The sequence below is a fragment of the Rarobacter faecitabidus genome (assembly GCF_006716265.1).
Taxonomy (GTDB): Bacteria; Actinomycetota; Actinomycetes; order Actinomycetales; family Cellulomonadaceae; genus Rarobacter; species Rarobacter faecitabidus.
Map to the genome: position 1 here is coordinate 24,617 of NZ_VFOS01000001.1, position 24,877 is coordinate 49,493.

Annotated in this window: 24 protein-coding genes, 1 tRNA gene and 1 pseudogene; 12 read left to right on the plus strand and 14 right to left on the minus strand. The window is 63.6% G+C overall.

Annotated features, from left to right (window positions below; all coding sequences use genetic code 11):
- Nucleotides 1-30: 30 nt before the first annotated feature.
- From FB461_RS00180 to FB461_RS00190, 3 genes are all read right to left on the minus strand, one after another.
- Nucleotides 31-384, minus strand: a complete 354-nt coding sequence (locus tag FB461_RS00180; RefSeq protein WP_142117854.1) for a TraR/DksA family transcriptional regulator — start codon at nucleotides 382-384, stop codon at nucleotides 31-33.
- Nucleotides 385-394: 10 nt separating this feature from the next.
- A complete protein-coding gene (locus FB461_RS00185; protein WP_142117856.1) occupies nucleotides 395-1,369 on the minus strand; it encodes a ketopantoate reductase family protein in 975 nt (324 codons plus the stop codon).
- Between the two features lie 313 nt (nucleotides 1,370-1,682).
- Nucleotides 1,683-2,642 carry a DUF4352 domain-containing protein gene (locus FB461_RS00190; RefSeq protein ID WP_142117858.1) on the minus strand — a complete coding sequence of 320 codons (960 nt, stop codon included), beginning with the start codon at nucleotides 2,640-2,642 and terminating at the stop codon, nucleotides 1,683-1,685.
- Nucleotides 2,643-2,819: 177 nt separating this feature from the next.
- On the opposite strand from FB461_RS00190, the gene FB461_RS00195 reads away from it, so the two are divergent.
- The 5 genes from FB461_RS00195 to FB461_RS00215 all read left to right on the plus strand — a co-directional run bounded on the left by FB461_RS00195 (nucleotide 2,820) and on the right by FB461_RS00215 (nucleotide 8,788).
- Entirely contained in the window at nucleotides 2,820-4,100 is a 1,281-nt protein-coding gene (locus tag FB461_RS00195) for a sensor histidine kinase (protein ID WP_142117860.1), read from the plus strand.
- An 8-nt stretch (nucleotides 4,101-4,108) separates the two neighbouring features.
- Nucleotides 4,109-4,753: a response regulator transcription factor gene (locus FB461_RS00200; protein ID WP_211349811.1), complete on the plus strand. Its 645-nt coding sequence runs from the start codon at nucleotides 4,109-4,111 to the stop codon at nucleotides 4,751-4,753.
- Nucleotides 4,754-5,002: 249 nt separating this feature from the next.
- A complete protein-coding gene (locus FB461_RS00205) occupies nucleotides 5,003-6,427 on the plus strand; it encodes an SDR family oxidoreductase (protein WP_142120567.1) in 1,425 nt (474 codons plus the stop codon).
- A 137-nt stretch (nucleotides 6,428-6,564) separates the two neighbouring features.
- On the plus strand, nucleotides 6,565-7,908 hold the full coding sequence (locus FB461_RS00210; protein ID WP_142117864.1) for a S1C family serine protease: 1,344 nt from the start codon (nucleotides 6,565-6,567) through the stop codon (nucleotides 7,906-7,908).
- Between the two features lie 115 nt (nucleotides 7,909-8,023).
- Nucleotides 8,024-8,788, plus strand: coding sequence for a siderophore-interacting protein (locus tag FB461_RS00215; protein WP_142117866.1), 765 nt, complete (start codon nucleotides 8,024-8,026; stop codon nucleotides 8,786-8,788).
- A 242-nt stretch (nucleotides 8,789-9,030) separates the two neighbouring features.
- Here FB461_RS00215 and FB461_RS12190 read toward each other — a convergent pair whose 3' ends face one another.
- Complete coding sequence (locus tag FB461_RS12190; RefSeq protein ID WP_246045928.1) at nucleotides 9,031-9,207, minus strand: hypothetical protein; 177 nt, start codon at nucleotides 9,205-9,207, stop codon at nucleotides 9,031-9,033.
- A gap of 506 nt (nucleotides 9,208-9,713) precedes the next feature.
- Nucleotides 9,714-10,169 (minus strand): hypothetical protein, encoded by a 456-nt coding sequence (locus FB461_RS11900; protein ID WP_170222518.1) that lies wholly within the window; start codon nucleotides 10,167-10,169, stop codon nucleotides 9,714-9,716.
- 508 nt (nucleotides 10,170-10,677) lie between these two features.
- Between FB461_RS11900 and FB461_RS00225 the strand changes: the two genes are divergently transcribed.
- Both FB461_RS00225 and FB461_RS00230 read left to right on the plus strand, forming a co-directional pair.
- A complete protein-coding gene (locus FB461_RS00225; protein WP_142117870.1) occupies nucleotides 10,678-11,742 on the plus strand; it encodes a 3-deoxy-7-phosphoheptulonate synthase in 1,065 nt (354 codons plus the stop codon).
- A gap of 28 nt (nucleotides 11,743-11,770) precedes the next feature.
- A complete protein-coding gene (locus FB461_RS00230; RefSeq protein ID WP_142117873.1) occupies nucleotides 11,771-12,679 on the plus strand; it encodes a GRP family sugar transporter in 909 nt (302 codons plus the stop codon).
- Nucleotides 12,680-13,301: 622 nt separating this feature from the next.
- On the opposite strand, the gene FB461_RS00235 is transcribed toward FB461_RS00230, so the two are convergent.
- Nucleotides 13,302-13,559 carry a hypothetical protein gene (locus FB461_RS00235; RefSeq protein WP_142117875.1) on the minus strand — a complete coding sequence of 86 codons (258 nt, stop codon included), beginning with the start codon at nucleotides 13,557-13,559 and terminating at the stop codon, nucleotides 13,302-13,304.
- Nucleotides 13,560-13,873: 314 nt separating this feature from the next.
- On the opposite strand from FB461_RS00235, the gene FB461_RS00240 reads away from it, so the two are divergent.
- Entirely contained in the window at nucleotides 13,874-14,530 is a 657-nt protein-coding gene (locus tag FB461_RS00240) for a hypothetical protein (RefSeq protein ID WP_142117876.1), read from the plus strand.
- Nucleotides 14,531-15,031: 501 nt separating this feature from the next.
- Here FB461_RS00240 and FB461_RS00245 read toward each other — a convergent pair.
- On the minus strand, nucleotides 15,032-15,406 hold the full coding sequence (locus FB461_RS00245) for a hypothetical protein (RefSeq protein WP_142117878.1): 375 nt from the start codon (nucleotides 15,404-15,406) through the stop codon (nucleotides 15,032-15,034).
- Nucleotides 15,407-15,590: 184 nt separating this feature from the next.
- Nucleotides 15,591-16,472, minus strand: a complete 882-nt coding sequence (locus tag FB461_RS00250) for a class II fructose-bisphosphate aldolase (RefSeq protein WP_142117880.1) — start codon at nucleotides 16,470-16,472, stop codon at nucleotides 15,591-15,593.
- Between the two features lie 60 nt (nucleotides 16,473-16,532).
- On the opposite strand from FB461_RS00250, the gene FB461_RS00255 reads away from it, so the two are divergent.
- The gene (locus tag FB461_RS00255) at nucleotides 16,533-17,441 is read left to right on the plus strand and encodes a hypothetical protein (RefSeq protein ID WP_142117882.1); all 909 of its coding nucleotides are present in this window, start codon (nucleotides 16,533-16,535) and stop codon (nucleotides 17,439-17,441) included.
- A 213-nt stretch (nucleotides 17,442-17,654) separates the two neighbouring features.
- On the opposite strand, the pseudogene FB461_RS00260 reads toward FB461_RS00255, so the two are convergent.
- Nucleotides 17,655-18,901: pseudogene (locus tag FB461_RS00260) on the minus strand (IS256 family transposase).
- Nucleotides 18,902-18,954: 53 nt separating this feature from the next.
- Between FB461_RS00260 and FB461_RS00265 the strand changes: the two are divergent.
- Nucleotides 18,955-19,350: a tyrosine-type recombinase/integrase gene (locus tag FB461_RS00265; protein WP_142117884.1), complete on the plus strand. Its 396-nt coding sequence runs from the start codon at nucleotides 18,955-18,957 to the stop codon at nucleotides 19,348-19,350.
- A gap of 44 nt (nucleotides 19,351-19,394) precedes the next feature.
- Here the strand turns inward: FB461_RS00265 and FB461_RS00270 are convergent.
- The 3 genes from FB461_RS00270 to FB461_RS00280 form a co-directional block, all read right to left on the minus strand.
- A tRNA-Pro gene (locus tag FB461_RS00270) sits at nucleotides 19,395-19,471 on the minus strand.
- 57 nt (nucleotides 19,472-19,528) lie between these two features.
- Nucleotides 19,529-20,500: a metallophosphoesterase gene (locus FB461_RS00275; protein ID WP_246045929.1), complete on the minus strand. Its 972-nt coding sequence runs from the start codon at nucleotides 20,498-20,500 to the stop codon at nucleotides 19,529-19,531.
- On the minus strand, nucleotides 20,497-22,782 hold the full coding sequence (locus FB461_RS00280; protein ID WP_142117886.1) for a transglycosylase domain-containing protein: 2,286 nt from the start codon (nucleotides 22,780-22,782) through the stop codon (nucleotides 20,497-20,499). Before FB461_RS00280 ends, FB461_RS00275 begins: the two co-directional genes overlap by 4 nt.
- A 102-nt stretch (nucleotides 22,783-22,884) precedes the next feature.
- Between FB461_RS00280 and sp36 the strand changes: the two genes are divergently transcribed.
- Nucleotides 22,885-23,046, plus strand: coding sequence for a Sp36 family protein (gene sp36, locus FB461_RS00285; RefSeq protein WP_142117888.1), 162 nt, complete (start codon nucleotides 22,885-22,887; stop codon nucleotides 23,044-23,046).
- A 3-nt stretch (nucleotides 23,047-23,049) separates the two neighbouring features.
- On the plus strand, nucleotides 23,050-23,529 hold the full coding sequence (locus FB461_RS00290) for a RidA family protein (protein ID WP_142117890.1): 480 nt from the start codon (nucleotides 23,050-23,052) through the stop codon (nucleotides 23,527-23,529).
- 158 nt (nucleotides 23,530-23,687) lie between these two features.
- On the opposite strand, the gene FB461_RS00295 is transcribed toward FB461_RS00290, so the two are convergent.
- A complete protein-coding gene (locus FB461_RS00295; protein ID WP_246045930.1) occupies nucleotides 23,688-24,368 on the minus strand; it encodes a Crp/Fnr family transcriptional regulator in 681 nt (226 codons plus the stop codon).
- A 55-nt stretch (nucleotides 24,369-24,423) separates the two neighbouring features.
- On the minus strand, nucleotides 24,424-24,822 hold the full coding sequence (locus FB461_RS00300; protein WP_142117892.1) for a hypothetical protein: 399 nt from the start codon (nucleotides 24,820-24,822) through the stop codon (nucleotides 24,424-24,426).
- Between the last annotated feature and the right edge of the window lie 55 nt (nucleotides 24,823-24,877).

Below are 24,877 nucleotides of genomic sequence, written 5' to 3' on the forward strand. Positions count from 1 at the left end.
GCGTGACGATGCGACCGGGCCAAACGAGCCTCAGCGCCCGGCTTCCGCCTGGCAATCGAGGCAGAGGGTGGCGAACGGCCGTGCCGCGAGCCGTGCCGGGGCGATCGCGCGCCCGCACCTCTCGCAGCGCCCATAGGTGCCCGCATCGAGTCGACCCAACGCGGCGTCGATCTCGGCGAGCCGCATCCTCATGCCCTCGGCAACGCTCGAAGCCTGGGCACGTTCGAAGCCGATGGTCGCGCCCTCCGGGTCGTGCTCATCGTCGGCGTTGGAGTCGCGCGACGCGGCCATGAGGCCGGCCAGTTCGGCCTCGCGTCCCGCAATCCCAGCGACGGTCTGCTCCCGCAGCCGTTCGAGGCGTCGTCGTGCATCGGAGTCGTCCATGCTGCTCCCGCTAGACGTGCCCGCGGCTGGCGTACAGCGATAGCACCCGCGTGATCGTGGTGTGCAGGGGCACTTCGACCTCGACCTCGGCGGCAAGGCGCACCACCGCACCGGACTGATCGGACAATTCCGACCGATGACCCGCCATCAGGTCGCGCTGCATCGACGCGGTCGCAGACGGCGCTGCACCGTCCAGTTGATCCGCAACCTCTGCCTCGTCCGCGTCAGTCAGTAGGATTCCATGCGCGTTCGCGACGGCCCTGACCTCATGCAGAGACTGCCTGAGCAACTGCCGCGTCGGCTCGAAGTCGCGCCATTCGCCCAGCTCGGCGCGGCAGAGCGTGCCCACGCCGGACATGGTGGAAATCAGCATGAACTTCTTCCACAGTGCCCGGGTGATGTCGGGAGTCGCCTGAGCGCGGCAGCCGGCTCGCTCGAGCCATTCCGCCAGCTCGGTGACCAGTGGGTGGGTAGCGGACGAGTTCTCCGTCGCCCTTTCGTCGCTTTCCCGAGAGCGCGGCGCCGCGAGCGGCATTGAGCCGAGTGTGACGAATGGCCGCGGACCGCGCTGGCGGACTCGTCCAGGATCCGTGATCGCCGACACGATACCGGTCAGCCCTGGCACGACCACCCCGTCGCCGAGTAGCCCCTGAAGGCGTCCGGGCGCGGTGACGCCGTTCTGGAGCGTTACGACGATCCCGCCGGGCGCAAGCGCGCTTCGCACCTCGTCGATCGTCGCGTCGAGCTGATAGGTCTTGACCGTGTTGATCACGATGGGCGTGGGAAGTAGGTCGCCTGCCTGGTCGGTGACGGCCGCGGGAGCGACGGAGAACTCGTCCCTATCGGTGAGGACGCGGATTCCGTGCTCCCTGATCGGAGCGAGGTGACGCGGCGTGACGGCCAGCTGCACCTCGGCGCCAGCCCGCTGCAAGACGGCCGCGTAGTAAGCGCCGAGGCCGCCCGCCCCGATGATGGTGATGTCCATCCCACCAGCCTATGCCCGTGAGTACGGGGATGGAATCAGTGTAAACAGTAGTGAAACCGTGAGGTTGATATCTCGCGCCGGCGAAGGACGCACAACTTGCAGTGCGGCAGGCGATTATTTGCGCATGCTTCGTCTTGCAATTTACCACCAATGCCAGATTTTCCCTGTAATAGCAACGAATATGTCAGAGGCGATCTGGCATGGAACTTGCATGCGATCCTGACATTATTTGCGTTTCAACCCAAATGAAATGGGCCCAGCCGCCGACTTTCGCCGGTGACCGGGCCCGCTACGGGCGTGGTTGAGTAGTCGCCTACTTAACCGCCACGAACGTGGAGTCGCCGAAGAGGTCGGGCGAGACGGAAAGGACGCCCTGATCGGCGGTGTCCTTCGGAACCTGGAACAGGATCGTGCCCGTCGTGGAGGCGCCCGTGTAGAGCTTGCTCGTGCTGTCGAAGCTGCCGTCGAGAAAGTAGCCCGTGGTGTCGGTGTCAATCGTGTTGCCGTCGGCCGTGACATAGTCAACGGTCGCCCAAGGCATATCGCCGCCCTTATCGTCGCCGATGTACTTCGCAGTCATTGTGACCAGAACCCAGACGTTCCCCTCATCGGGGTCGGCTTCGCTTCCCTTGTACTTCTTCTTAACCGTCTTGGCGGCGTCGATCTCGACACTATCGATGGTCACCTCCCACTTGTCGGTTGAGATCGTCGAACCGATGGGGGCGGGGTTCTCACGGGTGGTGCCTACCTCGTCGTCGGTGGACGGCTCGTCCTCGGAATCCTCCGGGGTGCTGTCGTCATCGGCGGGAGGGGCGGCATCGTCGGAGTCATCGTCCGCGGTGCTAGGCGTGGATACGGTAGGAGTGGTTGAGGGCAAGGTGACGTTCTTGAGGGCATCGCTGGTCGAGTCGGCGATCAGGGCGACGGAAATGATGATCGCCAAGATGGGCCCGAGCACGGAGACGATGATCGCGGCGATGCTCGTCCCCTTCTTCTCGCCCGCCCGGGTGACGCCCACGATGCCGAGGATGAGACCGGTCAGGAAGAGCGGCCAGCCGATGACCCCGATCAGTGGAATCCATGCGACGAGCGCGCCCGCGATCGCCGCGATGAGTCCGATCAGGCCGACGGTGCTCTTGCGCTTTTCGGAGCCGGGACCGGTGCCGGTGGGAACCGGTCCAGTGGGCAACGGGCCCGTCGGAACGGGGCCGACGGGTACTGAGTCGTGAGGCGGCTGCGGTCCGGGCTGGGGGAATGGTTGCTGATCGGTCATGGCTTCGAATCCTTCAGTCAAGTAGATGTGATCCTGCTCCGAACACGCTAGGTGAAGCCAGTGGCCCGGGTAATCGTCCGATTGGTCGTGATGTGCGACCGGTAGGACGAACTCCAGGTCCAGATTCCGGGCTGTTCGATGGTCGACGCTGTCCCACCCATTGGGTAGCGTTCAGGGGTGACCGCTCAATTCCCGCAATACATCGCTGCCGCGCAGGCGCGTCCGCATGCCAATGCGCGGCGTTCGTGGGACAGATTCGCGACGGTCTGCGCCGTCTCGAGCGTGATCTTCCTGGGGACGGCGTTTTCCGCTTTCGCGGCCGAGAGCTCGGGGGATTCCCACGGCCTGACCGCGCGGGCAGCGTGGGCGTTTCTGGGCGTCCTGGCGAGTACCGGCGCGGGAACCGTCATGGTGTGGCGGGCCCGATACTCCTGGACCATCATGTGGTGGGTGGGCGTGGCGGCCTTGGTGCTGCCCCTCGACCCGCTGGGGACTCTCCTTGCGATGGGATGGGTTATTCCCTCCACGACCCGGCGGCGTGCGGTGCTGGCGGCGGCGTGGGGTGCCCTGGTCACGGTCGTCGCGTTGGGCCGCGACTTCCTGCGCCATCCCCCACACGTCCTGTTTTCGATGAAGGACTACGACACGGGCGTCGAGTCCCGTCTTCCCCTGCTCGGCTACGTGGTCGTCGCGATCATGATGTGGGGCATAGGCGCAGCATTAGGGTTGGTTCGCCGCTATCGGGCGGACTCGGTGCGTAGCCAGACGCGCGCCGCCGAGACCGAGCAGGTGGCAGTCCGCCTCCGGAGTCAACTGGAACGTCAGGAGGAACGAGATCTGATTGCGCGCGAAATGCACGACACGATCGCCCACGAACTGTCAGTCATTTCCCTGCACGCGTCGGCACTCGAGGTGGTTACTCAGGACGAGGCCGCCAAGACGAGCGCCCGCGCGGTGCGTCGCCTTGCGAATCGGGGTCTGGGTGAGTTGCGCTCGCTGATCGGCAGCCTGCGGGACAGCACCGTGGACGGCTACGTGGGTCCGCCCAGGTCCGCCGAGGCGCTGGCGCGCATTGTGGACGAGGCGAGAGCCGCCGGCGTGCGGGTGCAGGACCACATCGATATCCGTAGCGGGGACAGTTTGGCGTCGATCGCTTCGAGCGCGATCTACCGCATCGTGCAGGAATCGATGACGAACGCGGTTCGCCATTCCTCCTCGTCGCCCGTCACGGTCACCGTCACGGGAAGTCCCTACGACGGCATCACCGTCATCGTGGCCTCATGGTTGGAAGAGCAGGTCAATGCGTCCGTGGGCGCCGGGTCGGGAATCATCGGAATGCAGGAACGCGCCCGCGCCCTCGGGGGAGAATTGCGCGCTGGTGTGGAGCACGACATGTGGGTAGTCCGGGCGCGCCTTCCGTGGTGCCCCGCAGAGGACGGGAACGGGGCATCATCATGATCCGCGTAGTGATAATCGACGACGATGCGCTGACGCTGCAACTCCTGGGACGGATACTCAAGTCCTATGAAATCGAGGTCCCCGGTGTGGGACGCGACGGGGACGAGGCCGTGGGACTGGTTCGGGAGCATCGCCCCGATGTAGTGCTGATGGACCTGCGCATGGAACGGGTCGATGGGATCGAGGCGACGCGCGCCGTCCTGGAGTTGGACAACCCGCCGGGAATCATCGCGCTGACCTCATTCGATACCGAGGCCGCGATTCTCGACGCGATGGCCGCGGGGGCGTCGGGTCTCTTGGCCAAGACTTCCGGTCCCGAGGAGATCATCGACGCGATTCGGCAGGTGGCTGCGGGCAACGGGGCGCTCTCGCCGCGCGCTGCACGCGTGGTCATCGAGCGCGTCCGCAACTCTGACGCGGCCAAGCATCAGCGGGAGTCGGCTGCGAGGCTCGCCGACCTTACGGAGCGCGAGCGCCAGATCGCAATAGCCGTGACGCAGGGCAAGACGAACGCCGAGGTGGCGGACGAGCACTACGTGTCGGAGACGACCGTGAAATCGCACATCGCGACGATTCTGACTAAGACCGCCGCCGCCAATCGCGTCCAACTGGCGGCGCTCGTGGTGGCGGCGGGCTGGACGGTCGGCGGGTAGGCCGCCGCGCCACCTGACGCGCCCCGCGAGAGCTGGGTGACGACTACACTATGGGGGCGCCCCCGCCAGTACGTAAGGATCTCCATGAGCCACACCCCCGAGCCAGAAGCCTCGGCGTCGACCCCTGAGGACTTCACCGCGCAGCAGGTCGCACAGCAGGCCGCTGCGGCAAGGAGCGCGGCGAAGGCGGCCGCTGAACTTCTGGCCTCGGCCCCGGAGCGCGAGCACCCCGGCGTGGAGCCGGCGGACATGGCGACCTTTCTGCGGGTGCTCGAAGAGATTGGACGACTCCCTTCGGATCATCCGCAACTCGCCGCCGGTCGCCGAGCCGCGTCGAATCTGTTCAAGGCGGCGAAGAAGCAACGCCGAGGGGAACGCCGGGACGCCATCAACAGCGCCGATCGCGCGGTCATCGAGTCGACTGCCACGGGGAGCCCTGGTCGCATCGACGATGAGACGCGCGGCATCCCGCTCGTGTCGAACGCCAAGGGCGCGATTGCCGGACGGCTGCTCAAGGCCCGGCCCTGCTACATCTGCAAGCGGCCATACACCGAGGTCGATGCGTTCTATCACCAGCTGTGTCCCGAATGTGCCGCGTTCAATCATGCGAAGCGGGATGCGCGTACCGACCTGACCGGAAAGCGTGCACTGCTGACCGGCGGTCGGGCGAAGATCGGCATGTACATCGCTCTGCGCCTGTTGCGCGATGGTGCCCACACCACGATCACCACGCGTTTCCCCAAGGACGCCGCCCGGCGATACGCGTCGATGGAGGATTCCGCCGAATGGCTGGACCGCCTTACCATCGTCGGTATTGACCTGCGCGATCCATCGCAGGTGGTCGCGCTCGCGGACCAGGTCGCCGCGGCTGGGCCGCTCGACATCCTGATCAACAACGCCGCGCAGACGGTCCGCAGATCCCCGGGTGCCTACAGCCACGTGGCGGATGCCGAACTGCTGCCGCTGCCGTCCGGTCCGTTGCCGGAGATCCACACGCTCGGGCACACCAGCGACGCCCATCCGCGGGCCCTTGCTGGAGCGGTATCTGACCTGTCGAGCCCGCCCCTTGCGCTCACTGTCGGGGACGAGGACGTCGCCCAGCTTGCACTTACCGCGCATGCGGCGTCACTTGAGCGACTGGTGGCGGGGACATCGATAGACGCCGGAGGACTCGTCCCCGATACCGATGAGCACAACAGCTGGATCGCGACCGTCGAGCAAGTCGACGCCATGGAACTGCTCGAGGTGCAACTGTGTAATCAGACCGCGCCGTTCATTCTGATCAGCCGGTTGCGTGCGGCCATGGCGGCCTCGCCGGCGCGACGTACCTATATCGTGAACGTCTCGGCCATGGAGGGCGTCTTCTCGCGCGGGTACAAGGGCCCCGGACACCCGCACACCAACATGTCCAAAGCCGCGCTCAATATGCTGACCCGCACGAGCGCCGCCGAGATGCTGGAAAAGGACCGCATCCTGATGACCGCCGTCGATACGGGCTGGATTACCGACGAGCGCCCTCACCCGACCAAGGTGCGGCTGGCGGAGGAGGGCTTCCACGCGCCGCTCGATCTGGTGGATGGTGCGGCACGGGTCTACGATCCGATCGTGCGCGGCGAGGCTGGCGAGGATCTGCACGGCTGTTTCCTGAAGGATTTCGCGCCTTCCCAGTGGTGATGAGCCCGGTGGCGCGCACGTCGACGCATCCAGGCTGCGTCCAGTGAATCCATAGATTCGCCATAGCGCCGTCATCGGTTCGTCCTAGTTCCCGAGGCTGGAATGGCTACATCAGCCAGTCTCGGGAAGGACAGAACATGGACGACATCACGAATGGCAGCCACGACCTTGGCGGCCAAGATCGCACCACGCAAGGCGTCGCGGACCAGCCGAGCCTGTTCCGCGACAACCGCATGACTTTCGCGGCGGGCGCCCTCGCCTTCAGTCTGCTCGCCGGTGGGCTCGGTTGGGCGTGGGCCGGCAACGCCGCAGGATCGTCAACGCAGGCCTCGTCCTCGATCACCACCACCGCTCCGGTTGCGACCGGTGCCTACCCAAGCCCCGGAAGCGCCTACGCACCCGGCGCGGCGCAGGGCGGTCTGCCAGCGCTACCGCAGGACGGGGCGCAGCGGATTCCCTACGGCGATATGAACGCCGCCGACACCAGTTCGCTCGCGGGCCTCGACGTGGACACCCCCACTGACGAGCAGACTGCTGGCATCGTGGTGATCGAGACCGATCTCGGCTACAGCGATGGCGAGGCCGCGGGCACGGGAATCGTGCTGACCGAGGACGGACTCGTCCTCACCAACCACCACGTCGTTGCCGGTGCCACCTCGATCAGCGTCACCACGGCCGATGGTGCCACCCACACGGCGGAACTCGTCGGATCCGACGCGAACTCCGATGTGGCGCTCCTTGAACTGACCAACGCGAGCGGGCTAACCGTCGCCGAGACCGATTCCGCGCCGAATCTCACCGCGGGAGACGCTGTGACCGCCATCGGAAATGCGCTCGGTCAAGGGCTTGCCGCCGCGCCAGGTACAGTGACCGCGCTCGATCAGACGATCACCACGCAGGACGAAGGAACGGTCGAAGGGCAGGAACTGAGCGGACTCATCGAGATCGACGCGGATGTCGTCTCCGGCGATTCCGGTGGCGCCGTGCTGGATGCCGATGGCGACGTCATTGGGTTGACGACCGCCGCGTCCAGCGGAACCCGGGACATCGCCGGTTACGCGATAGACATCGACGATGCGCTGGCCATCGTCGATGAGATCCAAGCGGGTAGCGAATCCGGCACGATTGCTATCGGATACCCCGCATTCCTCGGGATCGGACTCGCTACGGACGAGACCACGGCCTACTCCAATGGCACCCTGGGGCTGGGCCTCGACGGTGCGGGCGGCACGAGCCTCTCGACCACCAGCAACGGCGTCGAGGTTGCTGAGGTCTACCCGGAGACCGCCGCCGCTGCAGCGGGGATCGTGTCCGGCGATCTCATCACTGCCGTGGATGGCGTGGCTGTCGCATCCCAGGATGAACTCAGTGCCGCCATCGGTGCCCACGATCCGGGGGACATTGTGGAAATCGCCTGGTCCGATTCCAGCGGCGCCTCGCACAACGCGACCGCCGCGCTGACGCGGGGGCCCGTGGCCTGAACCGGCAATAGCGCAAGGGCGACGGAAACGCTTCCTCTCGGGAGGCGCTACGTCGCCCTTCGTGCATTAGCCTTCTAAGCAAGTCTTACCTTATCTATTGAATTTGAGGTGCGTTGTGACGAACGAGAGCCAGCCCGAACAGTCCTTCAGCCTGGAGCGTCGGCCAGCCGAACTCGCCTTCCGCCGGGTCACGCTCACCCGGCGCGAGTGGATCAACCCGAGCTACGTGCGGGTGCGCGTGACGGGCGAATCACTTCGCGGGTTCGGAGCGCACGGCGGCGTGGACGATCACGTCAGACTGTTCTTCGTCGACAGCCTGGACATCGAGGACGACGCCATCCGCGATTTCCCGAGCCGCGAATTCACGCCGCTAGCCTGGGGCGAGGACTGGCTCGACTTCGAGTTTGTTTCGCACGGTACTCAGGGCGTGGCTGGCGTGTGGGCCGGTACTGCGCCGATCGGCGCTCCACTGATCGTCGCTGGCCCGCGCCGCTCTCTGCATTTCGAGGGCTCGCCCGATTCGTGGTTCCTGGCGGGGGACGAGTCCGCCGTCGCGCAGATACGGCGCTACGCGGCGGCCATCCCCGCGGAGGCTACCGCGCGCATCATCGTTGAGGTCGAAGACTCGGCGCATGAGATCGAGATCGATGCCCCGGTTCCGGTTGAGTTCGTGCATCGCGGTTCGGGCAGGCCAGGGGATGCCCTGATCGCCGCGCTGGATGCTTTCGATACGGCTGACCGGCCCGCGGGCTCCGTATTTGGCTTTGTCGCCGCGGAACAGCGGGTGGTCGTGGCTGGACGCAACCTCCTTCTAGAACGCTGGGGGCTCGACAGCGACGGCACCGTCGTCAAGGGTTACTGGAAGTCGGGATCGCTGTAGGAAGTATCGCTCGCGTGCATCTTCACGCTATGTGATCGCCTTCCCGTCGGCGGACCGCTAGCGGTTCGGTTCCAGGCGGGGTTGCCAGTCCTGAGATCGACTACGGACGATTTTCCCGCCAAGGCTGGTGCGACTCAACATCGGCGGTGGGCGTGGCGCGAGGCCGTCACGCGGATGCTGGTTGGTGCCCGATCATCTGAGATTGGCGGGCACCAACCAACATGTTGGATCGCGGTCGTGTGTCAGCTCGCGATGGTGGTCGCGAGGCTGAACGCGAAGGCCTTGTTGTATCCCGGGCAGCTACCGATGACTCTCACCGTGATCTGCTTGCCCGCATCCTTGGCCTTGACCTTGTAAGTCTTCTTCTTGGCCTTCTTGATCTTGACGCCGTTGGCGAACCAGGCATAGGTCAACTTCACGTTGCCAGGCTTCCACTTGGCCGACTTGACCTTGAGCTACTTCCCCGCGATGGACTTGCCCTGAATGGGGGCCGGTGGCGCCGGTCTCTCCTTGGTCGCCCTTGTCTCCTTGGTCGCCCTTGGGCAGGTCAGTCGAGTTACCCGTCAACGCGACAACGGTTTGACCACCAGCAATATTGCTCTTGACCACGAGCGATGCATTCGACGTTGCATTCTGACGTGAGGGAGCGAACCGAATCTTCACCTTCGCGCTCTGCCCAGGCTGCAAGGACTCTCCTGAGGCGTTGTCGGTCGTGATCAGGAAGTCGTCGGCGGAGACATCGTCGGTGTCCACCAAGCGAACGCGAGAGACCTCCAACAGGGCAGTGCCCGTGTTCGTAACCGTGAACGTCCGTGCCGCGCCAATCGTGTTCGCCGCCTGCACGCCAAAATCGCTATCGCCAGTAACGCTTGCCAGCGGAGTCGCCGTCCCGAAACGCAGGTTCGACCACTTCGCCTTGACGATGTCAGGGGTGCCGACTCCGGCCTGACCGGTGTTCCACGCCTGGAAGATCACGTCCTTGGTAGGGCACGGTGAACCAGAGACCGAAGTTGTACTTGCGGCCATTGGTTGCGGGCAGGTCGCGCCACGCCGGGTCCACATAGAGGTCGGCCTTGATGCTCAGGACGTTCGCGATGCCCGGCACCGTCGTCAGATCGGTCTTCTTTCCCTCGCAACGGTAGAAGGTGCCGCTACCGCTCGTTTTCACGGCAGCGCGGTCGACCTCCACGTTCAACTCGTTCGCCTGCGCGTCAAAGACCGACGGAACCTGGCGGTCTCTGACCCACGTGAAGTCGTCGAAGTGCTGGTTGACGTAGTTCAGTTCTGGCAGCGAGGTGCTGGTCGTCTCGGGGGCGAAGAACTTCGTGGTGATTCCGTTCGCGCTGAACGATGAGACGTGCGCGGGGTTTGGGGTCGACAAGGCGAGGAAACCTGCACCGGTCGGCAGCGCGGTTCCCAGTCCCTCCAACTCGCGACCAGCGAATCGAGCGTTAAGGGAGTGCGGGATTCGGTGTCCTCGCGGCTGTAGTGACTCACTGATGCAGTGGACACGCTCCGGTCTTCCCTCGGTGCGGTGCGGGTGTCGCGGCCGTCGCGATCTCCATGCGGAGATCTCGAAGCACGGCCGGTTGCGGCACTCAACCAACGAGAGAGCCGCGGCATGCGAGGAGCGGAACCGCAGCCCCATGACCGTCGAGTGCTACGATGTCGGATGTGACCGGATCTCGTTGGTATCGCTTTATGCAGGCTCCTGGTGGGGCCATGCGGGCGAACGCCTGACCAACATCCACCCGGAGCCAATCAGGGCCTTGGCCGCGTCAAGCGAGCCGGGCCCTTCGTCATGTCAGACGGGCTCCTGCCGGACTCACGCGCGGTCGCCGGATCTGACCTGGCGAAACCTCGTCAGAATCGGATGAAACGGAAAGCCCATGAACGCCCCCACCATCACCTCCGACCTTCACGTGCGCGCGCTCGAGCCGCTGCCCAGTCCTGAGCGAGTGCTCGCCGAACTGCCGCTTACGGGTTCCGCTTCCGACGTGGTGGGCAAGGCACGGGACGAGATCCGCGACGTCCTTCACGGACGTGACGATCGGCTCGTCGTGGTCGTCGGCCCGTGCTCGATCCACGACCCCGCCGCGGCGCTCGACTACGCTCGCCGTCTCGCCGCGCTCGTGCCGTCACTCGAAGACGACCTAGTCGTGGTCATGCGCGTGTATTTTGAAAAGCCGCGCACCACGGTGGGGTGGAAGGGCCTGATCAACGACCCCCACCTGGATGGTAGCCACGACATCACCACCGGATTGCGTCTGGCCAGGGAGATCCTGCTCGGCGTGCTCGCAGCGGGGGTGCCAGCGGCGAATGAGTTCCTTGAGCCGACCAGCCCGCAGTACATCGCCGATGCCGTTTCGTGGGGTGCGATCGGGGCGCGCAATCCGGAGAGTCAGGTGCACCGACAACTCGCCTCAGGACTGTCAATGCCCGTCGGCTTCAAGAATGCGACGGAGGGATCCGTGCAGGCGGCCGTGGACGGCTGCATCACCGCGGCGAGCCCGCATGTGTTCTTCGGCATCGATCCGCAGGGCCGCGCGGCGGCCGTCGAGACTTCAGGCAACCCGGACTGCCACATCATCTTGCGCGGGGGAGCACATGGCCCCAACTATGACGACGCCTCAGTGGCGGGCGCCAATGAGATCGGCGTGAAGGGTGGCCTGCCGCCGCGTCTGGTCGTTGATGCCTCGCACGGTAACTCCGGCAAATCAGAGGTGCGACAGGCCGAGGTGGCGCGCGAACTCGCGGCATCGATCGCCGCCGGCAATGACGGCATCTTCGGGATCATGCTGGAGAGCTTCATCGAACCAGGCAATCAGGCACCAGCGCCATCCGGCCTGGTGTACGGCAAGTCCGTTACCGACAAGTGCATCGGCTGGGACGAGACCGAGCGACTGCTCGGTGAACTCGCCGTAGCAGTGCGCGCCCGCCGCGCCAACTCCTGAAGCACCGCGGGCAGGGAGCGGAAACTACATGTCGGATATCCTGATCGGCCTCATCCCCGCTTTCGGGTGGGGGATGCAGGGCGTCGTCATGCAGAAGCTTGGCGGGCGTACCCCCAACAAGCAGATGGGGATGGTGCTGACGGCCCTGGTCGTCGCCATCGCTGTGTTCTTCATTCGCCCGCCAGCGACGGGATCGTGGACGGCCACGCTGATCATCGCCGCCTGCCTGAACGGCGCACCGTGGGCGGTGGGCCAGATCCTGCAGATCCGAGCGTTCGAACTCATGGGCGTCTCCCGCGCGATGCCGATCTCCACGGGCATGCAGTTGCTTGGCGCCACGCTCGTTGGCGTCGTCTTCTTCCACGAGTGGCGCCACGGCTGGCAGTTCGGTCTGGGCGTACCGGCGCTACTTTTGCTCATATTCGGCGTGTGGCTCACCACCTATAGCGAGAAGAGCGACGGTGCCGTGGCCGGAGGTGGTGCTGCCGTGCTCAGGCAGGGCTTCTCCATCCTGCTGCTCTCATCGCTCGGGTACGTGCTCTACGCGACGTCCAGCCTGATCTTTTCCGTGGATCCCTTCGATCTGCTGTTCCCCCAGTCCGTCGTCATGGTGGTTACGACGCTCATCATTTCGCTGGTGATGTCCGACAAGAACCAACGGCGCGACTCCAGCGTGGGCATCTTCGGCAAGAAGACGTGGCTGAACATGGTCACCGGCATCCTCTTCGCCGCTGGAAACCTCGCGGCTCTGTTGTCGATTCAGCGCAACGGTGCCGCGGTGGGCTGGACCCTCGCCCAGATGAACGTCATCATCTCGACCGTGGGGGGACTCGTCTTCCTTCGGGAGCGTAAGAGCAGGAAGGAACTGTTCTTCGTCCTGGGAGGTCTGGCATTCGTGGCTGTGGGTGGCATTCTCATCGGTGTGACCAAGAACTAGCGGAAGTTTCCCGCAGAGGCTCGCCGGGACGAAATTCGCCCAAACCGCGAACGCGCTGGACCGCCTGTGTCGGCACCATCCTCTCGGACCTGCGTTGCCCAAGTCCGCGCCGCGTGCGGTGCATGCTCGCCTGCAGTCGACACCGTTGTGGGCTCGAGCTATTCCGATGTCCTGCGACATCACCTTGTCGGGGTGACAGGAGCCGTCACTCGCTGACGCTCGCTCCTCCCAAATCCTGGCCCTGTTCAATAAAATCAGTGAGGACCCGGCTGGCGCCGAGCCCTCACTGATTTTGTCGGGGTGACAGGAGCCGTCACTCGCTGACGCTCGCTCCTCCCAAATCCTGGCCCTGTTCAATAAAATCAGTGAGGACCCGGCTGGCGCCGAGCCCTCACTGATTTTGTCGGGGTGACAGGATTTGAACCTGCGACCTCTTCTCACGATTGAGCCGATTTCGGCCGTCTAGCGGTCAATCCTCTGAGATGCAGATAGCGCCGTTGACCTGGTATTACGAACGTGGCGGGCGCTGTTCAGGCTAGGTGTGAGTCATCCCTCGTCCTGTGAACATGTGTACCAAATGTGTACCGCTCGTTAGGAATGCGTGCGCTGTGAGAAGGGAGCACTACGCATCGGGGAGTCGGGCGAGGATGTCGTCGGTGCCTGTGACCGGTTCGACGAATGCGAAGACGCCGCATTCGAGGCCCGAGTAGGTGTCCTTGATCTCCCAGACGTCCTTCACCCGCCACCGGCGTTTCTCGTTGTCTACGATCCCGAGCCCGACAAACGGTGCGGCATAGGCCTCGTCGTCGCGCCACGACGTGGTCCTATCGGCGGTGAGGTAGGTGACGTAGTGGCGGGAGAAAGCTTCGGGGAAATCCATCGTTACGTATCCATTCGTAGAGGCTGTCGAGCGGTGAACAACCGATGCTACGGGCCCGCATTCAAGGGTGCAGAAGATGGCAGAACGCTGAGGGTTCTCTGCATCTCGGATGGAATTCTCCGGACCTGGCTGGAGCGGCGAGGCCAGGGCGCACAGCGGGTACGCTGGAAACCAGAGGGGGCGTACCCCGCGTCAGCCTTGAAATAACAGGCCGTCAGAACACGCGGGAGGCTGCCCCATCGTCGTACACGGATCATGCAGGCGTGTGCGCACCGAGCGTCCTGGGGTCTGCCGGATGCATGTAACCTTCTCGCATGGAGACGTTTGGGTCGCTCAGCCCCGCGATACTCGGCATAGTTGGTGTTGCTTTGGGGGCGCTTATATCGATCTACGCGGTCCGTGGAGGCGACCTTGCGCGTTTCAACTCCGACGAGTTCAACCGTAGATACAGTTATCTAGCCGAAATTCTCCGAGCGGCAGAAGCTCAGTACATCGCCTACCGCCTAGATGCCCAGGCTGTCCAAGAGTTTATTGCTGAGGGAAATCGTGCAGTTGCAGAAGGTCGAGCCCCGAATGTTTTTTATGAGGCCGAACCAGAACTCCTCGACAGGATCAAGGTGTCGACGCAGAAATGGCGAGACGTCGTCGCTTTGCGGTATCTGCAAACCGACGAGTACGTTGAACGGGCCATAGGCATCTTTGATGCGCAACGTGGAGTAATCGCTGGCCGGAACCTAGATACGATCTCTGAGGACCACGAACAGTTTGAAGTGGCACTGAGAATTCTGCAGCGCGCAGCGCGTATCGCTCACATCCGCGTATCTCTCACGGTAGTGAACTCACACCTGATCGGCTGGCCGCGTCGAACTCACCGAAAACAACTTCTGTCAGTCCTTGAAGGGGAGAAGTCGCTGTTTGAGGTCGAGGTCGTCAGGTATAAGGAAACGTTGCGATCGCAACCTTCCAACTAGTGGAGCAGCCTCCGGCTGTCTGACGCCGGCGGTCGCTACAGCGTGAGAATGCTTGTGCCTGATCAAGTGCATCTATCATTTGGTCGACTGCAACACTCAGCGGAAAAGGTGCGCCGTCCATCTTCATATCTCGAACTCTAGTAACGAGCGTTGACGAGTCTGCACGGCCACTTGAGGTATCGACAAAGGCGTTCAGGGATTACGGTAGTCTGGGATAGACGGGTCACCCCTCCGCTCCGTGGAGGCATGTGGCCCGTTCTTTCATTTGCGGTTCATCCACCGATTGGCCGGACACCGGCAGAGCCACTCAGGTAGTCTGGAAATCAGATGGGGCGTACCCCGCGTCAGCCTTGTAATAACAGGCCGTCAGAACACGCGGGCTAGTGCCCCATCGTCATGCCCACGCCCTATGCGCCTCCCGCAAGCACCTGAAAGAGCATGCTCCCGAACACGTTGCCGCTTGTCCCGTTCGCGAGATCCTTGACTGAGGCAAGGACTCCACTAAACTTTCTTCGCTTTGGGGCTGTCGGCGGACAGCTCTTCGAGTTGCTTTTCGAGTATCGCGATAAGACGTTCCTCAAGTGATTGTGCTGACGGCCACACATCTGTTGCTTGCAGGCCCGCTGCAGTTGCCCCGGTGACAATGTAGTCACGTGCGCCGACGGTACTGGTGTCCTTTGCGTACAGATAGCGCTCTTGGAGATTGTTGATCGATTTCACTACATCGACAACGTCGATCCCAGTGCGTCGAGCAATCTCATGGGTCATCGCACGGTTGTATGCGTTGTCTTGACAGATCGCGACAGCGGCCACCAGCACCGGATAGTCGCGTTCATACCAGGTTTTACCCTTCACGGGTTCAGCTTCGTTAATCATGAGGTCATCATGCAATACCGGTCGGACATGAGTGAAGGGCGGCTGCGCTGTCCATCGGGACTGCGCTCGGGTTCCGCAACCTCAGGCACTACATCACGAGGATCCTGCTCGAAGCGGGAGGATTCAGACTTCAGCTTCACCATGGATCGTGAAGAGCTATTAACTCGAGCATTTGGGAGGGCGGCTATTGCCGAAAAGGAATCTCTGAATTAGTGACCGAGAAACGCGAAGGGAGAACATCGAGCGGTGAAGTCTGGCGACGGCGCCTTTCAACTGCAGCTGATGCTGAAATGGAATGACTCGCAGAGTTTGCGGTCGGACCCAGATGCACTGCATAGAACAGCGGCCCCGATTGTGGTCGGACCTTCAGGTACGGGACCATTGAGCCTGACTCGGTTGCTTTGATAAGCGGCGGGGTGTCGGTAGAGAGATCAAAGACGATTCGGATTTCTTGCTCACTTGCGTATGCAGGGTGCTTCAGGTGAAGCGCCCAGAACACCAAGTATTCAACTGCGGCCACACGGGCTTGGCGTAACACCTCATGTGGCGCATGCGCCTCCGCGGTCCAAATTGTTGCGGAGCATTCCTCAGCCGCGCGTCGGAGGACCGCCTGGGCGGACTCTCGGTTGTAGATCACCTCGCGCCACTTCGGAGATAGCGTTCGTTCGTCGAATTGGCTGGGAAAGTCTGCGTCTATCATCCAGCAATCATCGGAAAGGGAAATCGCGTGAGTACCGTATGAGCGAAACTGCGGCAGCAAGTCACGATTTCGCGAAGCGGAGAGCACGTAGAAGGCAGTCTTCCTGGCGATTTCTTCCTGGTGTGAGTCGAAGACTCGCCGGAGTTCTCCATCCAAATTGTCACCGGCCAGCGCTTCGCGCACCAGGGAGAGACCGTACTCCAACTCAGAGGGGTCGTTGAGCGACACTATGTGCGATGCGTGCATGACGTCAGATTCGTCTATCCGTGTGAGGCTATGCGCGCTTGTGTAGTGCCATGCTTCGCCGGTCGTCTCTGATGGCAAACCGCCCGATTGCAGGTTCGGCCAGTATGTAGTGCCCACCATGTTGTCTAACGTACCTGAACAACCTCACAGCTTCAGTGCACGACGAGAGAAAATGCTTGCATGGAACAACCGAAAGATCTTCACCCGGGCTTCGCCGCTACGAGCCGTGAAATGGCGAAAATAGCATCAGCATTGGAACGTCTCGGGCGCACCCAGGCCGCTGCGGGTAGTCCCGCGCTCTCTTTGCAGGAGTCTGCTCAATGGGCAGGCGAATGGTCGGATGCTGGTGTTGAGATCAATTCTGGCGTTTCCGGTATGTGCGCCATGGCAGCGGACCATATCCGATCATTCGCAATCCTCGGCAAGACCGAAAGGTCGATCTTAGGTGTGGCGACGCAAGCCCGCGCTAGTCTCGCGGCGATGGCCCAGATCGATTGGATCTACACCCAAGGCATCGAGCCGGCAGAGCGTGTTCGACGGTGGGCTAATAGGCGTCTTGTCGGTAGCGCAGAGATGCGGAACCTGCTATTGACGGCTTCAGAACCGGTCCGCACGAAGGAGCTTCAGAATCAGCAAGAGTTCGAAGAGTGCATTCGAAGAAGTGCTGCGCTGCTTCTGCCAGCCGAAAACTGGACGCCATCGAAAAACAGAGGCGATTGGATCCAGCCTGCTCGCATAGGTGAAGCACAACTTGGAGAGATGAAGTTAGTGGACGCTCTTCTTCATCGCGGACCCGACAAATCAAGCGATGTCGGTATTATGCTCTACCGATTTCTATCCGCCAGTGTTCACGGCCAACCACACGTTACTGTGCCTAATCTTGTGGGCATAGCCCATGATCCCAATGTGCCAGGTCTGAATTCAGCAGGCTTCGCCCTTGAGAACTCGGACTACCTGACGTGGGCCATCGCGTTGCTATTGGGTTTCGCGAATGCTGCGGAGTCTTTGATTGGGTATTTAGCATTGGATGCTCCGTGGTTGCAAGCTCTTGCGCAGGACACCCTCGCATTGTTCCGTTCGCAACTCTAATAAGCACTATCCGCGGGGCGGTAGCTACTGACCTAATTTCTGTTTGAGCGTAGGTGAAGGTGGCTTGCCTGCCACCGTAAGGGCTCTAGCGTACTGCGGTGTGGTGCCGTCTCTGGCAAGGATCAGGGGCGGCACCACACCTGTTTGTGGGGCCCTATTTGAGGGGGTCAAGTCCCCGGTGGTGGTGTAGCGCTCGGTCCTTCGGTTTGAGGGTTAGGCGCTGAGTTCGAGGATGGGGTCGGTCACCTCCTCGGGGCTGTTGTCGGCGACGAGGGTGAGTCTGCTCTTGGCGAGAATGTCGAGGCCGAGGTAGCGGCGCCCTTCTGCCCATTCGTCGGTCTGCTCGGCGAGCACGGCGCCGACGAGGCGGATGATCGCGTCCCGGTTTGGGAAGATCCCGACGGAGTCGGTGCGGCGGTGGATCTCCCGGTTGAGCCGCTCGTTCGGATTGTTCGACCAGATCTGCTGCCAGAGCCCTTCGGGGAACCTGGTGAACGCGAGGATGTCTGCCCGTGCGGTGTCGAGGTGCTCGAACGCGTCCGGGAGCTTGTCCTCGACGTAGTCCAGGAGCCGATCGAACTGGGCGTTCACGGAAGCCGCGTCGGGCTGGTCGTAGACGGAGTGCAGCATCGCTTTGACGGCCGGCCACATGGTCTTCGGTGTCACAGACATCAGGTTCGCGGCGTAATGGGTGCGGCAGCGTTGCCAGACAGCGCCGGGCAGGTTCGCCGCGATGGCTTCGACCAGCCCGGCGTGCGCGTCACTGGTGACGAGGCGGACCCGTCCAGGCCGCGGGCGACGAGGTCAGCAAAGAACGAGTTCCATGCTGCCCCGGTCTCCGAGGTCGCGACCCGAAGCCCGAGGACTTCGCGGCGCCCGTCGGCGTTGACGCCGGTCGCGATCAACACGACCGCGTTGATCACCCGGCCGCCTTCGCGGACCTTCATGGTCAGTGCGTCGGCGGCGATGAACGTGAACGGCCCGGCGTCGCCGAGCGGCCGGTGGCGGAACTGGTCGACATGCTCATCGAGGTCGGCCGCCATACGCGAGACCTGGGACTTGGAGAGGGAGTGGATTCCGAGGGTCTTCACGAGCTTGTCCATCCGGCGGGTCGAGACCCCGGCGAGGTAGCAGTCCGCGATCACGGTGATCAGCGCGGACTCAGCCCGTTTGCGGCGCTCGAGCAACCAGTCCGGGAAGTACGTCCCCTGGCGCAGCTTTGGAATCGCGACGTCGATCCTGCCGACGCGGGTGTCCAGGTCGCGGTGCCGGTAGCCGTTGCGCTGCGCGGTCCGGTCGGGTGAGGGCTTGCCCCACTCCGCACCGACGACGGCGTCTGCGTCGGCGGACAGCAGCGCGTTGATCGTTGTCTGCAGCAAGCTGCGCATCAGATCCGGCGACGCGTCGGTCAGGGCTTCAGCGAGCACGCTCGCAGGGTCGACAATATGAGGAGCGGTCATCGTGATGACTCCATTCGAGTGAGAAGTAGAGAGCTTTCTCGAAGGATCACACGGTGACCGCGTCTACGTCAGGAACGACGAGCCGGTCACCGAGGGCTACACCACTTAAAGGGGCACTACTTCCACGGGACCACAACTGGCGGCAACGCGTCTGGCGGTACGCGATCAAGGACGCTGGCCTGGAAGGTGAAGGCCTCACGCCCCACAAGCTGCGGCACACGGCCGCTAGTTCAGCGATAGCCGCGGGAGCCGACGTCAAGGTCGTCCAGCAGATGCTCGGACACAAAGACGCCACAGAGACGCTGAACACCTACGGGCACCTGTGGCCAGACCGCCTTGATGAGGTCGCGGAGGCTCTTGAGATGGCGCGTGAGACGGCGCTGAAAGAGGCACCTGTTCAAAGTCATGTGTACCAAATGTGTACTGAGCCGGGTTTGGCGGCTTCATGACGAAGGGCTCCGGTCAGCGTTTCCACTGATCAGAGCCCTAAATTTGGTCGGGGTGACAGGATTTGAACCTGCGACCTCTTCGTCCCGAACGAAGCGCGCTACCAAGCTGCGCCACACCCCGTGGCTGTAAAGCCTATCCACTGTAACCGATGAAGCGGCCGAAACTGAAACCGGCCGACTACTGCTCGCGCGCAGTAAGAATGAGCACGTTGGCGGCGGGTCGACAGGCGAGCCGCAGGCGCACGAATGGGTTGCTGCCAACCCCCTGGGATACGTGCAGCCAGGTGGAGTCCTCGCCGCCGGGTTCACCTGGGCGGGCGCCAGGCCAGCCGTGCAACCCGGAGGCGCGCGCGGTGTCGATGTCACAGTTCGTGGTCAGCGCCCCGTAGCCGGGCACGCACACCTGTCCGCCGTGTGTGTGGCCGGCCAGTATCAGATCCGCGCCGTCTTCCTTCAGCGCACTGAGAGCCCGAGTATACGGCGCGTGGACCACCCCAATTTTCGCGTCCGCAGGTGCGATGGAGGAATCGTCCTTGGAACTGGCGGGTAGGGCATCGAGCGAAATGTGCGGATCGTCCAAGCCCACCAGGGCAAGCGACGAGCCGCCGATCGCGACGCGGCCGCGATCGTTGTCGAGATCGAGCCAGCCTGCGGCGGTCAACTCGTCCGCGAACGCCCGCCACGGCAGATTGCCCTCGCGGTCACGGCGGACCGACGTACCTGAGTGGCCTAACAGGTAGCGAAGCGGATTGCGGAAGCTCGGGGCGTAGTAGTCGTTCGAGCCCAGCACGAACGCCCCGGGGAAAGCCAGGAGAGGCTCGAGTGCGAATAACAGCGGCCACAGGGCATCCGCGTGTCCGAAGTTGTCGCCAGTATCGACCACGAAGTCCGGCGACAGGCTGGCCAGGTCGCGCAGCCATGAGATCTTCGCCGCCTGGGATGGAACCAAATGCAGGTCCGACACCTGCAGCAGCCGCACATCCCGCGATCCGGGCGGCAGGATCGGCACCACCGATTCGGTGACTTGATAGTTGCGGGCCTCGGCAGCTGCGTAGCAAGTGATGCCGGCAGCTGCGGCGAGTGCGGCTCCTGCGGTCAGAACGCCGCGGCGAACTAGTGTGGACGTTGCGTCATCGCCCGCCGGGGTCAATCCTTCTTCCCCTTCGAGCTGCCTTTGCCGCTCGACTTGCCCTTGTCCTTGCCGGAATCAGAGGACTTCTTGTCGCCGTCCTTCTCCTTGTCCTTCTCGTCCTTGTTCGTCGTCAGGACCGGTGCCGGGCCGACCATCGACCAGGCGGGCGCGGGGAACTGCTTGACCGGCTTCTTGGCCAGCGCGACGTCCATGAAGGACTTCCACTCCGGCGCCGCGATCGTGCTTCCGAAGATCGTCTGACGGGGACGGCCCGCGACGCTGATACCGCGCATGACCACGTCCTTGCTGGGGTTACCGACCCACACCGCGGTCGAAAGCTGCGGGGTAAAGCCGACGAACCAGGTGTGCGTGCTATTCCCGGCCGTACCCGTCTTGCCCGCGGACGGCCTTCCACCGGAGAGCGCGGCGCCGGGGGCGCTGCCTCCAGCCTTCGGCACGCGCTGCAGCGCGTAGGTCACGGTGTTGGCGATGTCCGCCGTGATGGTGCGGCGGCAGTTCGCCTTCGGCACGTCGAGCTTCTTACCCTCGGTGGTCGTCACCGACAAGATGGCAATCGGCTCGCAGTACTTGCCCTGGTTCGCGAAGGTGGCGAATGCCGCGGCCTGCGCGAGTGGCGACGTGTTCTGGATACCCAGGGTCATCGACGGCGTCACTTCGACGCCGTCATCGGTGAAGTACGAGTTGGACAGGTCCTCACCGTTCGTCAGTGAAGGGCGGAATCCCGTGTCGTAGGCTGCGTCCGCGATGTCGCATTGATCGAGCTGATTGGCCATGGCGATGTATCCGGTGTTCACCGACTGTGCCGTGGCGGTCAGGACCGACATGCGTCCGCGGCGGACACCCTCGGAGTTGCCCGGTGCGTACGTGCCGCCGAAGCTGGTGCAGGAAGCGCGGAAGGAACTCTGCTGGTACGTTCTCCCCGTACCGTCCACGACATCGTTCAGGCGCTTGCCCGCCCGCAGCCAGGCCACGAGCGTGTACGGCTTGAACGTCGACCCCGGCTGGAAGCCGCGCGATCCGCCGTGCTCCTGATCGGTGTTGTAGTTGATCGCTGTCGTGTACTTCTTCGGATTCTCGCTCGCATCATATGACCGGTTCTGCGCCATAACGACGATCTCCCCGGTTCCCGGCTGAACCGAGGTCATGGCGGTAGCGATGCCGTTCGCCTCGTTCGCCGGAATCGAATCCTTCAGGATCTTCGTCGCCTTCTTTTGCAACTTGAGGTCGATCGTCGTGACGATGCGCAGGCCGCCACGGTAGAGCAGTTGCGTGCGTTCTTGTGTGGTCTTGCCGAACACTGGATCCTGCGTGATCACCTTGGTGACGTAGTCGCAGAAGAACGCAGCCGACTTCGCGGCGGTGCAACCCTGCTTGATTTCCTGCACGTCGAGGGTGTCAGCGAGCGGGGTGTTGCGGGCCTCTTCATATTCTTCACGGGTGATGACCGACTGCTGATACATCAGGTTCAGGACGATATTGCGGCGGCGCTCCGCGGCCTCGGGGTGGACCGTCGGATCATAGGCATTCGGGCGCTGGGTGATCCCCGCGATCGTCGCCGCCTGCACAACTGACAGGTCCGCAGCGGGCACGCTGAAATAGTGCTGCGCGGCGGCCTCCGCACCATAGACCGATTTGCCGAACTGGGCGATGTTCAGGTAGCCCTCGAGGATCTCGTCCTTCGTCATCGTCTTCTCGAGCGCGATGGCCAGCCGCGCCTCGCGCAGCTTACGCTCGTACGTGCCCTCGGTGGCCTCAGTCACACCTTCGGAGTCGTCGGACGAGTTCGCCTTTTCGATGAGCAAGTTCTTCACATACTGCTGCGTGAGAGTCGAGGCGCCCTGGGTGTCGCGTTCCATCGCGTTGTTCACCAGCGCGCGCGACATGCCCATCATGTCGATGGCGCCGTGCTCGTAGAACCGCTTGTCCTCAGTTGCGATCACCGCGTTCTGCAGGTTCTTGTTGATCTGCCCGAGCGGCTTGATGATGCGGTTCTCCCAGTAGTACGTCGCGAGCAGCGTCTTGCCGTCGCTGGCGAAAAGGTAACTGGCTTCGGAGAGCTTGCCCGCCTCAATGTCGGTGGGCAGAGTGTCGAACAGTTCGACGCCACCGCTCGTGACCTTGGACGCACCCACGGCGAACGGCGCCACGAGAGCGCCAGCGAGGACCCCGCCAACGAGCGATAGGACAACGAACAGGCCAAGCGATGCGAACAGAGCCGCTGCGTTGAGCTTGTGCGGTCCACGGCGTCCAGAACGGGCGGCGGAGGGAGCAGAAGGCATGCCCACAAGGGTACGGGATTTCCCTGGAATTCAGCCCGAACACGGATCGTAAAAGGTGTGGGGATCGTGTAACTCTCTCGTGAACACAAGTAGGCTGTGGGAATGGCAACCACATGGGAGTACGTCACCGTCCCGCTCATCTCGCACGCGACCAAGCAGATCCTCGACAACTGGGGCTCGGAAGGCTGGGAGCTGGTCACGGTCGTGACCGGTCCCGACGGGAACGGCCTGGTGGCATATCTCAAGCGGCCCAAGGCGGAGTAGCAGGTGTCGGGTTCGGTATCTGCGCGCTTGGCGCAACTCGGAATCGATCTCCCGCCCGTCGTAGCGCCGCTGGCGAACTACGTTCCCGCGCTGCGCGCCGGCGAACTGGTCTGGACGGCCGGCCAGCTTCCGCTGATCGATGGCAAGCTGCCGGCCACGGGCAAGGTGGGTGTGGGCGACGGCCTCGTCGATCCCGACGTCGCTCGCGATCTGGCACGCATCGCCGCCCTCAACGCCGTCGCGGCCGTCGCAGCCCAGGTCGGTTCGCTCGATCGCGTGGTGCAGGTCGTCAAGGTCGTCGGATACGTCGCCTCCCACCCCGAATTCACCGGCCAGCCCGGCGTCGTCAATGGGGCGAGTGCAATCCTGGGGCAGATCTTCGGGGAGGCAGGAGCTCACGCCCGTAGCGCCGTTGGGGTGGCGGTACTGCCATTGGACGCCCCGGTCGAGATCGAACTCGTGGTCCGCATCGGCGACAAGTAGCGTTGCGCGGCCGTCGCCTCACGCATCGTTGGCGCCCGCTTCGTGCAGGTGCGGTGCTCCCGACCGCGGGATGAGCACAAAATGGGCGCACACGACGCCCCCAAAGTGAATCGCGAAGCCGGGCTCGAGCCGCAGGCGATCTACCGCAATCGCTGCGATTACCGCGATCGGCGCTCCAGGCGATCCACCTCGAGCAGGATGAGCGTGCGCCCATCGCGCCGGATCCACTTGCGCGTCGTGAAGTCGGCGAGCGCCTTGTTCACCGTCTCGCGGGACGCCCCGACCAGCTGCGCCAGTTCTTCCTGCGTCAACTCGTGCGTCACGCGTATCCCATCGCTGACGGGTTGCCCGAACCGGTCGGCGAGGTCGAGCAGGGCCTTGGCGACTCGTCCGGGAACGTCTGAGAAGACCAGGTCGGCGAGGGCCTCGTCCGTCCTGCGCAAGCGCGCTGCCAGCGCGCCCAACAGGGGGACGGCGACGGCCGGGTGCGTGGTGATCCACGAGGTGAGTCGCTGATGCGGAAGCTCCAGCAGCGTTGCGTCGGACACGGCGGTGGCCGTCGCTGTGCGGGGTCCGGGATCGAACAGTGACAATTCGCCGAGCATCTCGCCGGGGCCGAGCACCGCGAGGAGGTTCTCGCGCCCGTCCTGCGACGTGCGGCCGAGCTTGATCTTGCCGCCGGTGATGACGAATAACTGGTCGCCCAGCGCGCCCTCGCGGAATAGCACCTCACCCTTGGGGAGGCGGACGGGGGTCATAGAGCGGAGCAACGCTCGCGCCTCATTCGGCTCGATTCCGGCAAATAGGGGCGCGGCAAGTACAACGTCCTCGTTCTCCACGGCTACCTCTCGTTCACATCGGGATAGTGCTCAGGCTACCTGCAAGTGGGTCGCATCACATTGGTTGCTTGGCTAACCCGTCGTCGGCGAGGTGTTCGACGAGTCGGTCGGTGACGTCCATCAACTCGCGGCGCACCGCCGATTCGTGGCTCGCGAGTCGCTTGTCGAGATCGCGCAGCGCGGGCAGGTCCGTCAGCGCGAAACCGCTGGCCGGGATCGTCATGAGGGTGCGCAGGTCGGTGTTCAGTGCGTTCAGGTGACGGGCACCACCGCTCTCCGCGGTCAGTGGGCCGGGGCCGGCACCGCGGGCGACCGTGAGATCGATCTTGGCCCGGATTAGGCGACGCCAGTGGCCGGTGGCCGCCAGTTCCGCACGCAAGACGGCTCGCCGATGGCGCAGATGGCGGGAAACGGTTCCGCCGACGCCGGCTTGCGGCTGCGTTGCGTGGGGCATAGTGGCACGTCCTTTCGCTAGTGAATACGGCACGTTTCGCCGATTCCTTGAGCAG

What these genes read in the sequence shown, in the direction of transcription:
- FB461_RS00185 (WP_142117856.1), bottom strand. Translation starts at nt 1,369, where the DNA reads ATGGACATCACCATCATCGGGGCGGGCGGCCTCGGCGCTTACTACGCG.
- FB461_RS00240 (WP_142117876.1), top strand. Translation starts at nt 13,874, where the DNA reads ATGGAGACGTTTGGGTCGCTCAGCCCCGCGATACTCGGCATAGTTGGT.
- FB461_RS00225 (WP_142117870.1), top strand. Translation starts at nt 10,678, where the DNA reads ATGAACGCCCCCACCATCACCTCCGACCTTCACGTGCGCGCGCTCGAG.
- FB461_RS00235 (WP_142117875.1), bottom strand. Translation starts at nt 13,559, where the DNA reads ATGGATTTCCCCGAAGCTTTCTCCCGCCACTACGTCACCTACCTCACC.
- FB461_RS00190 (WP_142117858.1), bottom strand. Translation starts at nt 2,642, where the DNA reads ATGACCGATCAGCAACCATTCCCCCAGCCCGGACCGCAGCCGCCTCAC.
- sp36 (WP_142117888.1), top strand. Translation starts at nt 22,885, where the DNA reads ATGGCAACCACATGGGAGTACGTCACCGTCCCGCTCATCTCGCACGCG.
- FB461_RS00245 (WP_142117878.1), bottom strand. Translation starts at nt 15,406, where the DNA reads ATGATTAACGAAGCTGAACCCGTGAAGGGTAAAACCTGGTATGAACGC.
- FB461_RS00255 (WP_142117882.1), top strand. Translation starts at nt 16,533, where the DNA reads ATGGAACAACCGAAAGATCTTCACCCGGGCTTCGCCGCTACGAGCCGT.
- FB461_RS00180 (WP_142117854.1), bottom strand. Translation starts at nt 384, where the DNA reads ATGGACGACTCCGATGCACGACGACGCCTCGAACGGCTGCGGGAGCAG.
- FB461_RS00205 (WP_142120567.1), top strand. Translation starts at nt 5,003, where the DNA reads ATGGCGACCTTTCTGCGGGTGCTCGAAGAGATTGGACGACTCCCTTCG.
- FB461_RS00230 (WP_142117873.1), top strand. Translation starts at nt 11,771, where the DNA reads ATGTCGGATATCCTGATCGGCCTCATCCCCGCTTTCGGGTGGGGGATG.
- FB461_RS00250 (WP_142117880.1), bottom strand. Translation starts at nt 16,472, where the DNA reads ATGGTGGGCACTACATACTGGCCGAACCTGCAATCGGGCGGTTTGCCA.
- FB461_RS00280 (WP_142117886.1), bottom strand. Translation starts at nt 22,782, where the DNA reads ATGCCTTCTGCTCCCTCCGCCGCCCGTTCTGGACGCCGTGGACCGCAC.
- FB461_RS00210 (WP_142117864.1), top strand. Translation starts at nt 6,565, where the DNA reads ATGGACGACATCACGAATGGCAGCCACGACCTTGGCGGCCAAGATCGC.
- FB461_RS00300 (WP_142117892.1), bottom strand. Translation starts at nt 24,822, where the DNA reads ATGCCCCACGCAACGCAGCCGCAAGCCGGCGTCGGCGGAACCGTTTCC.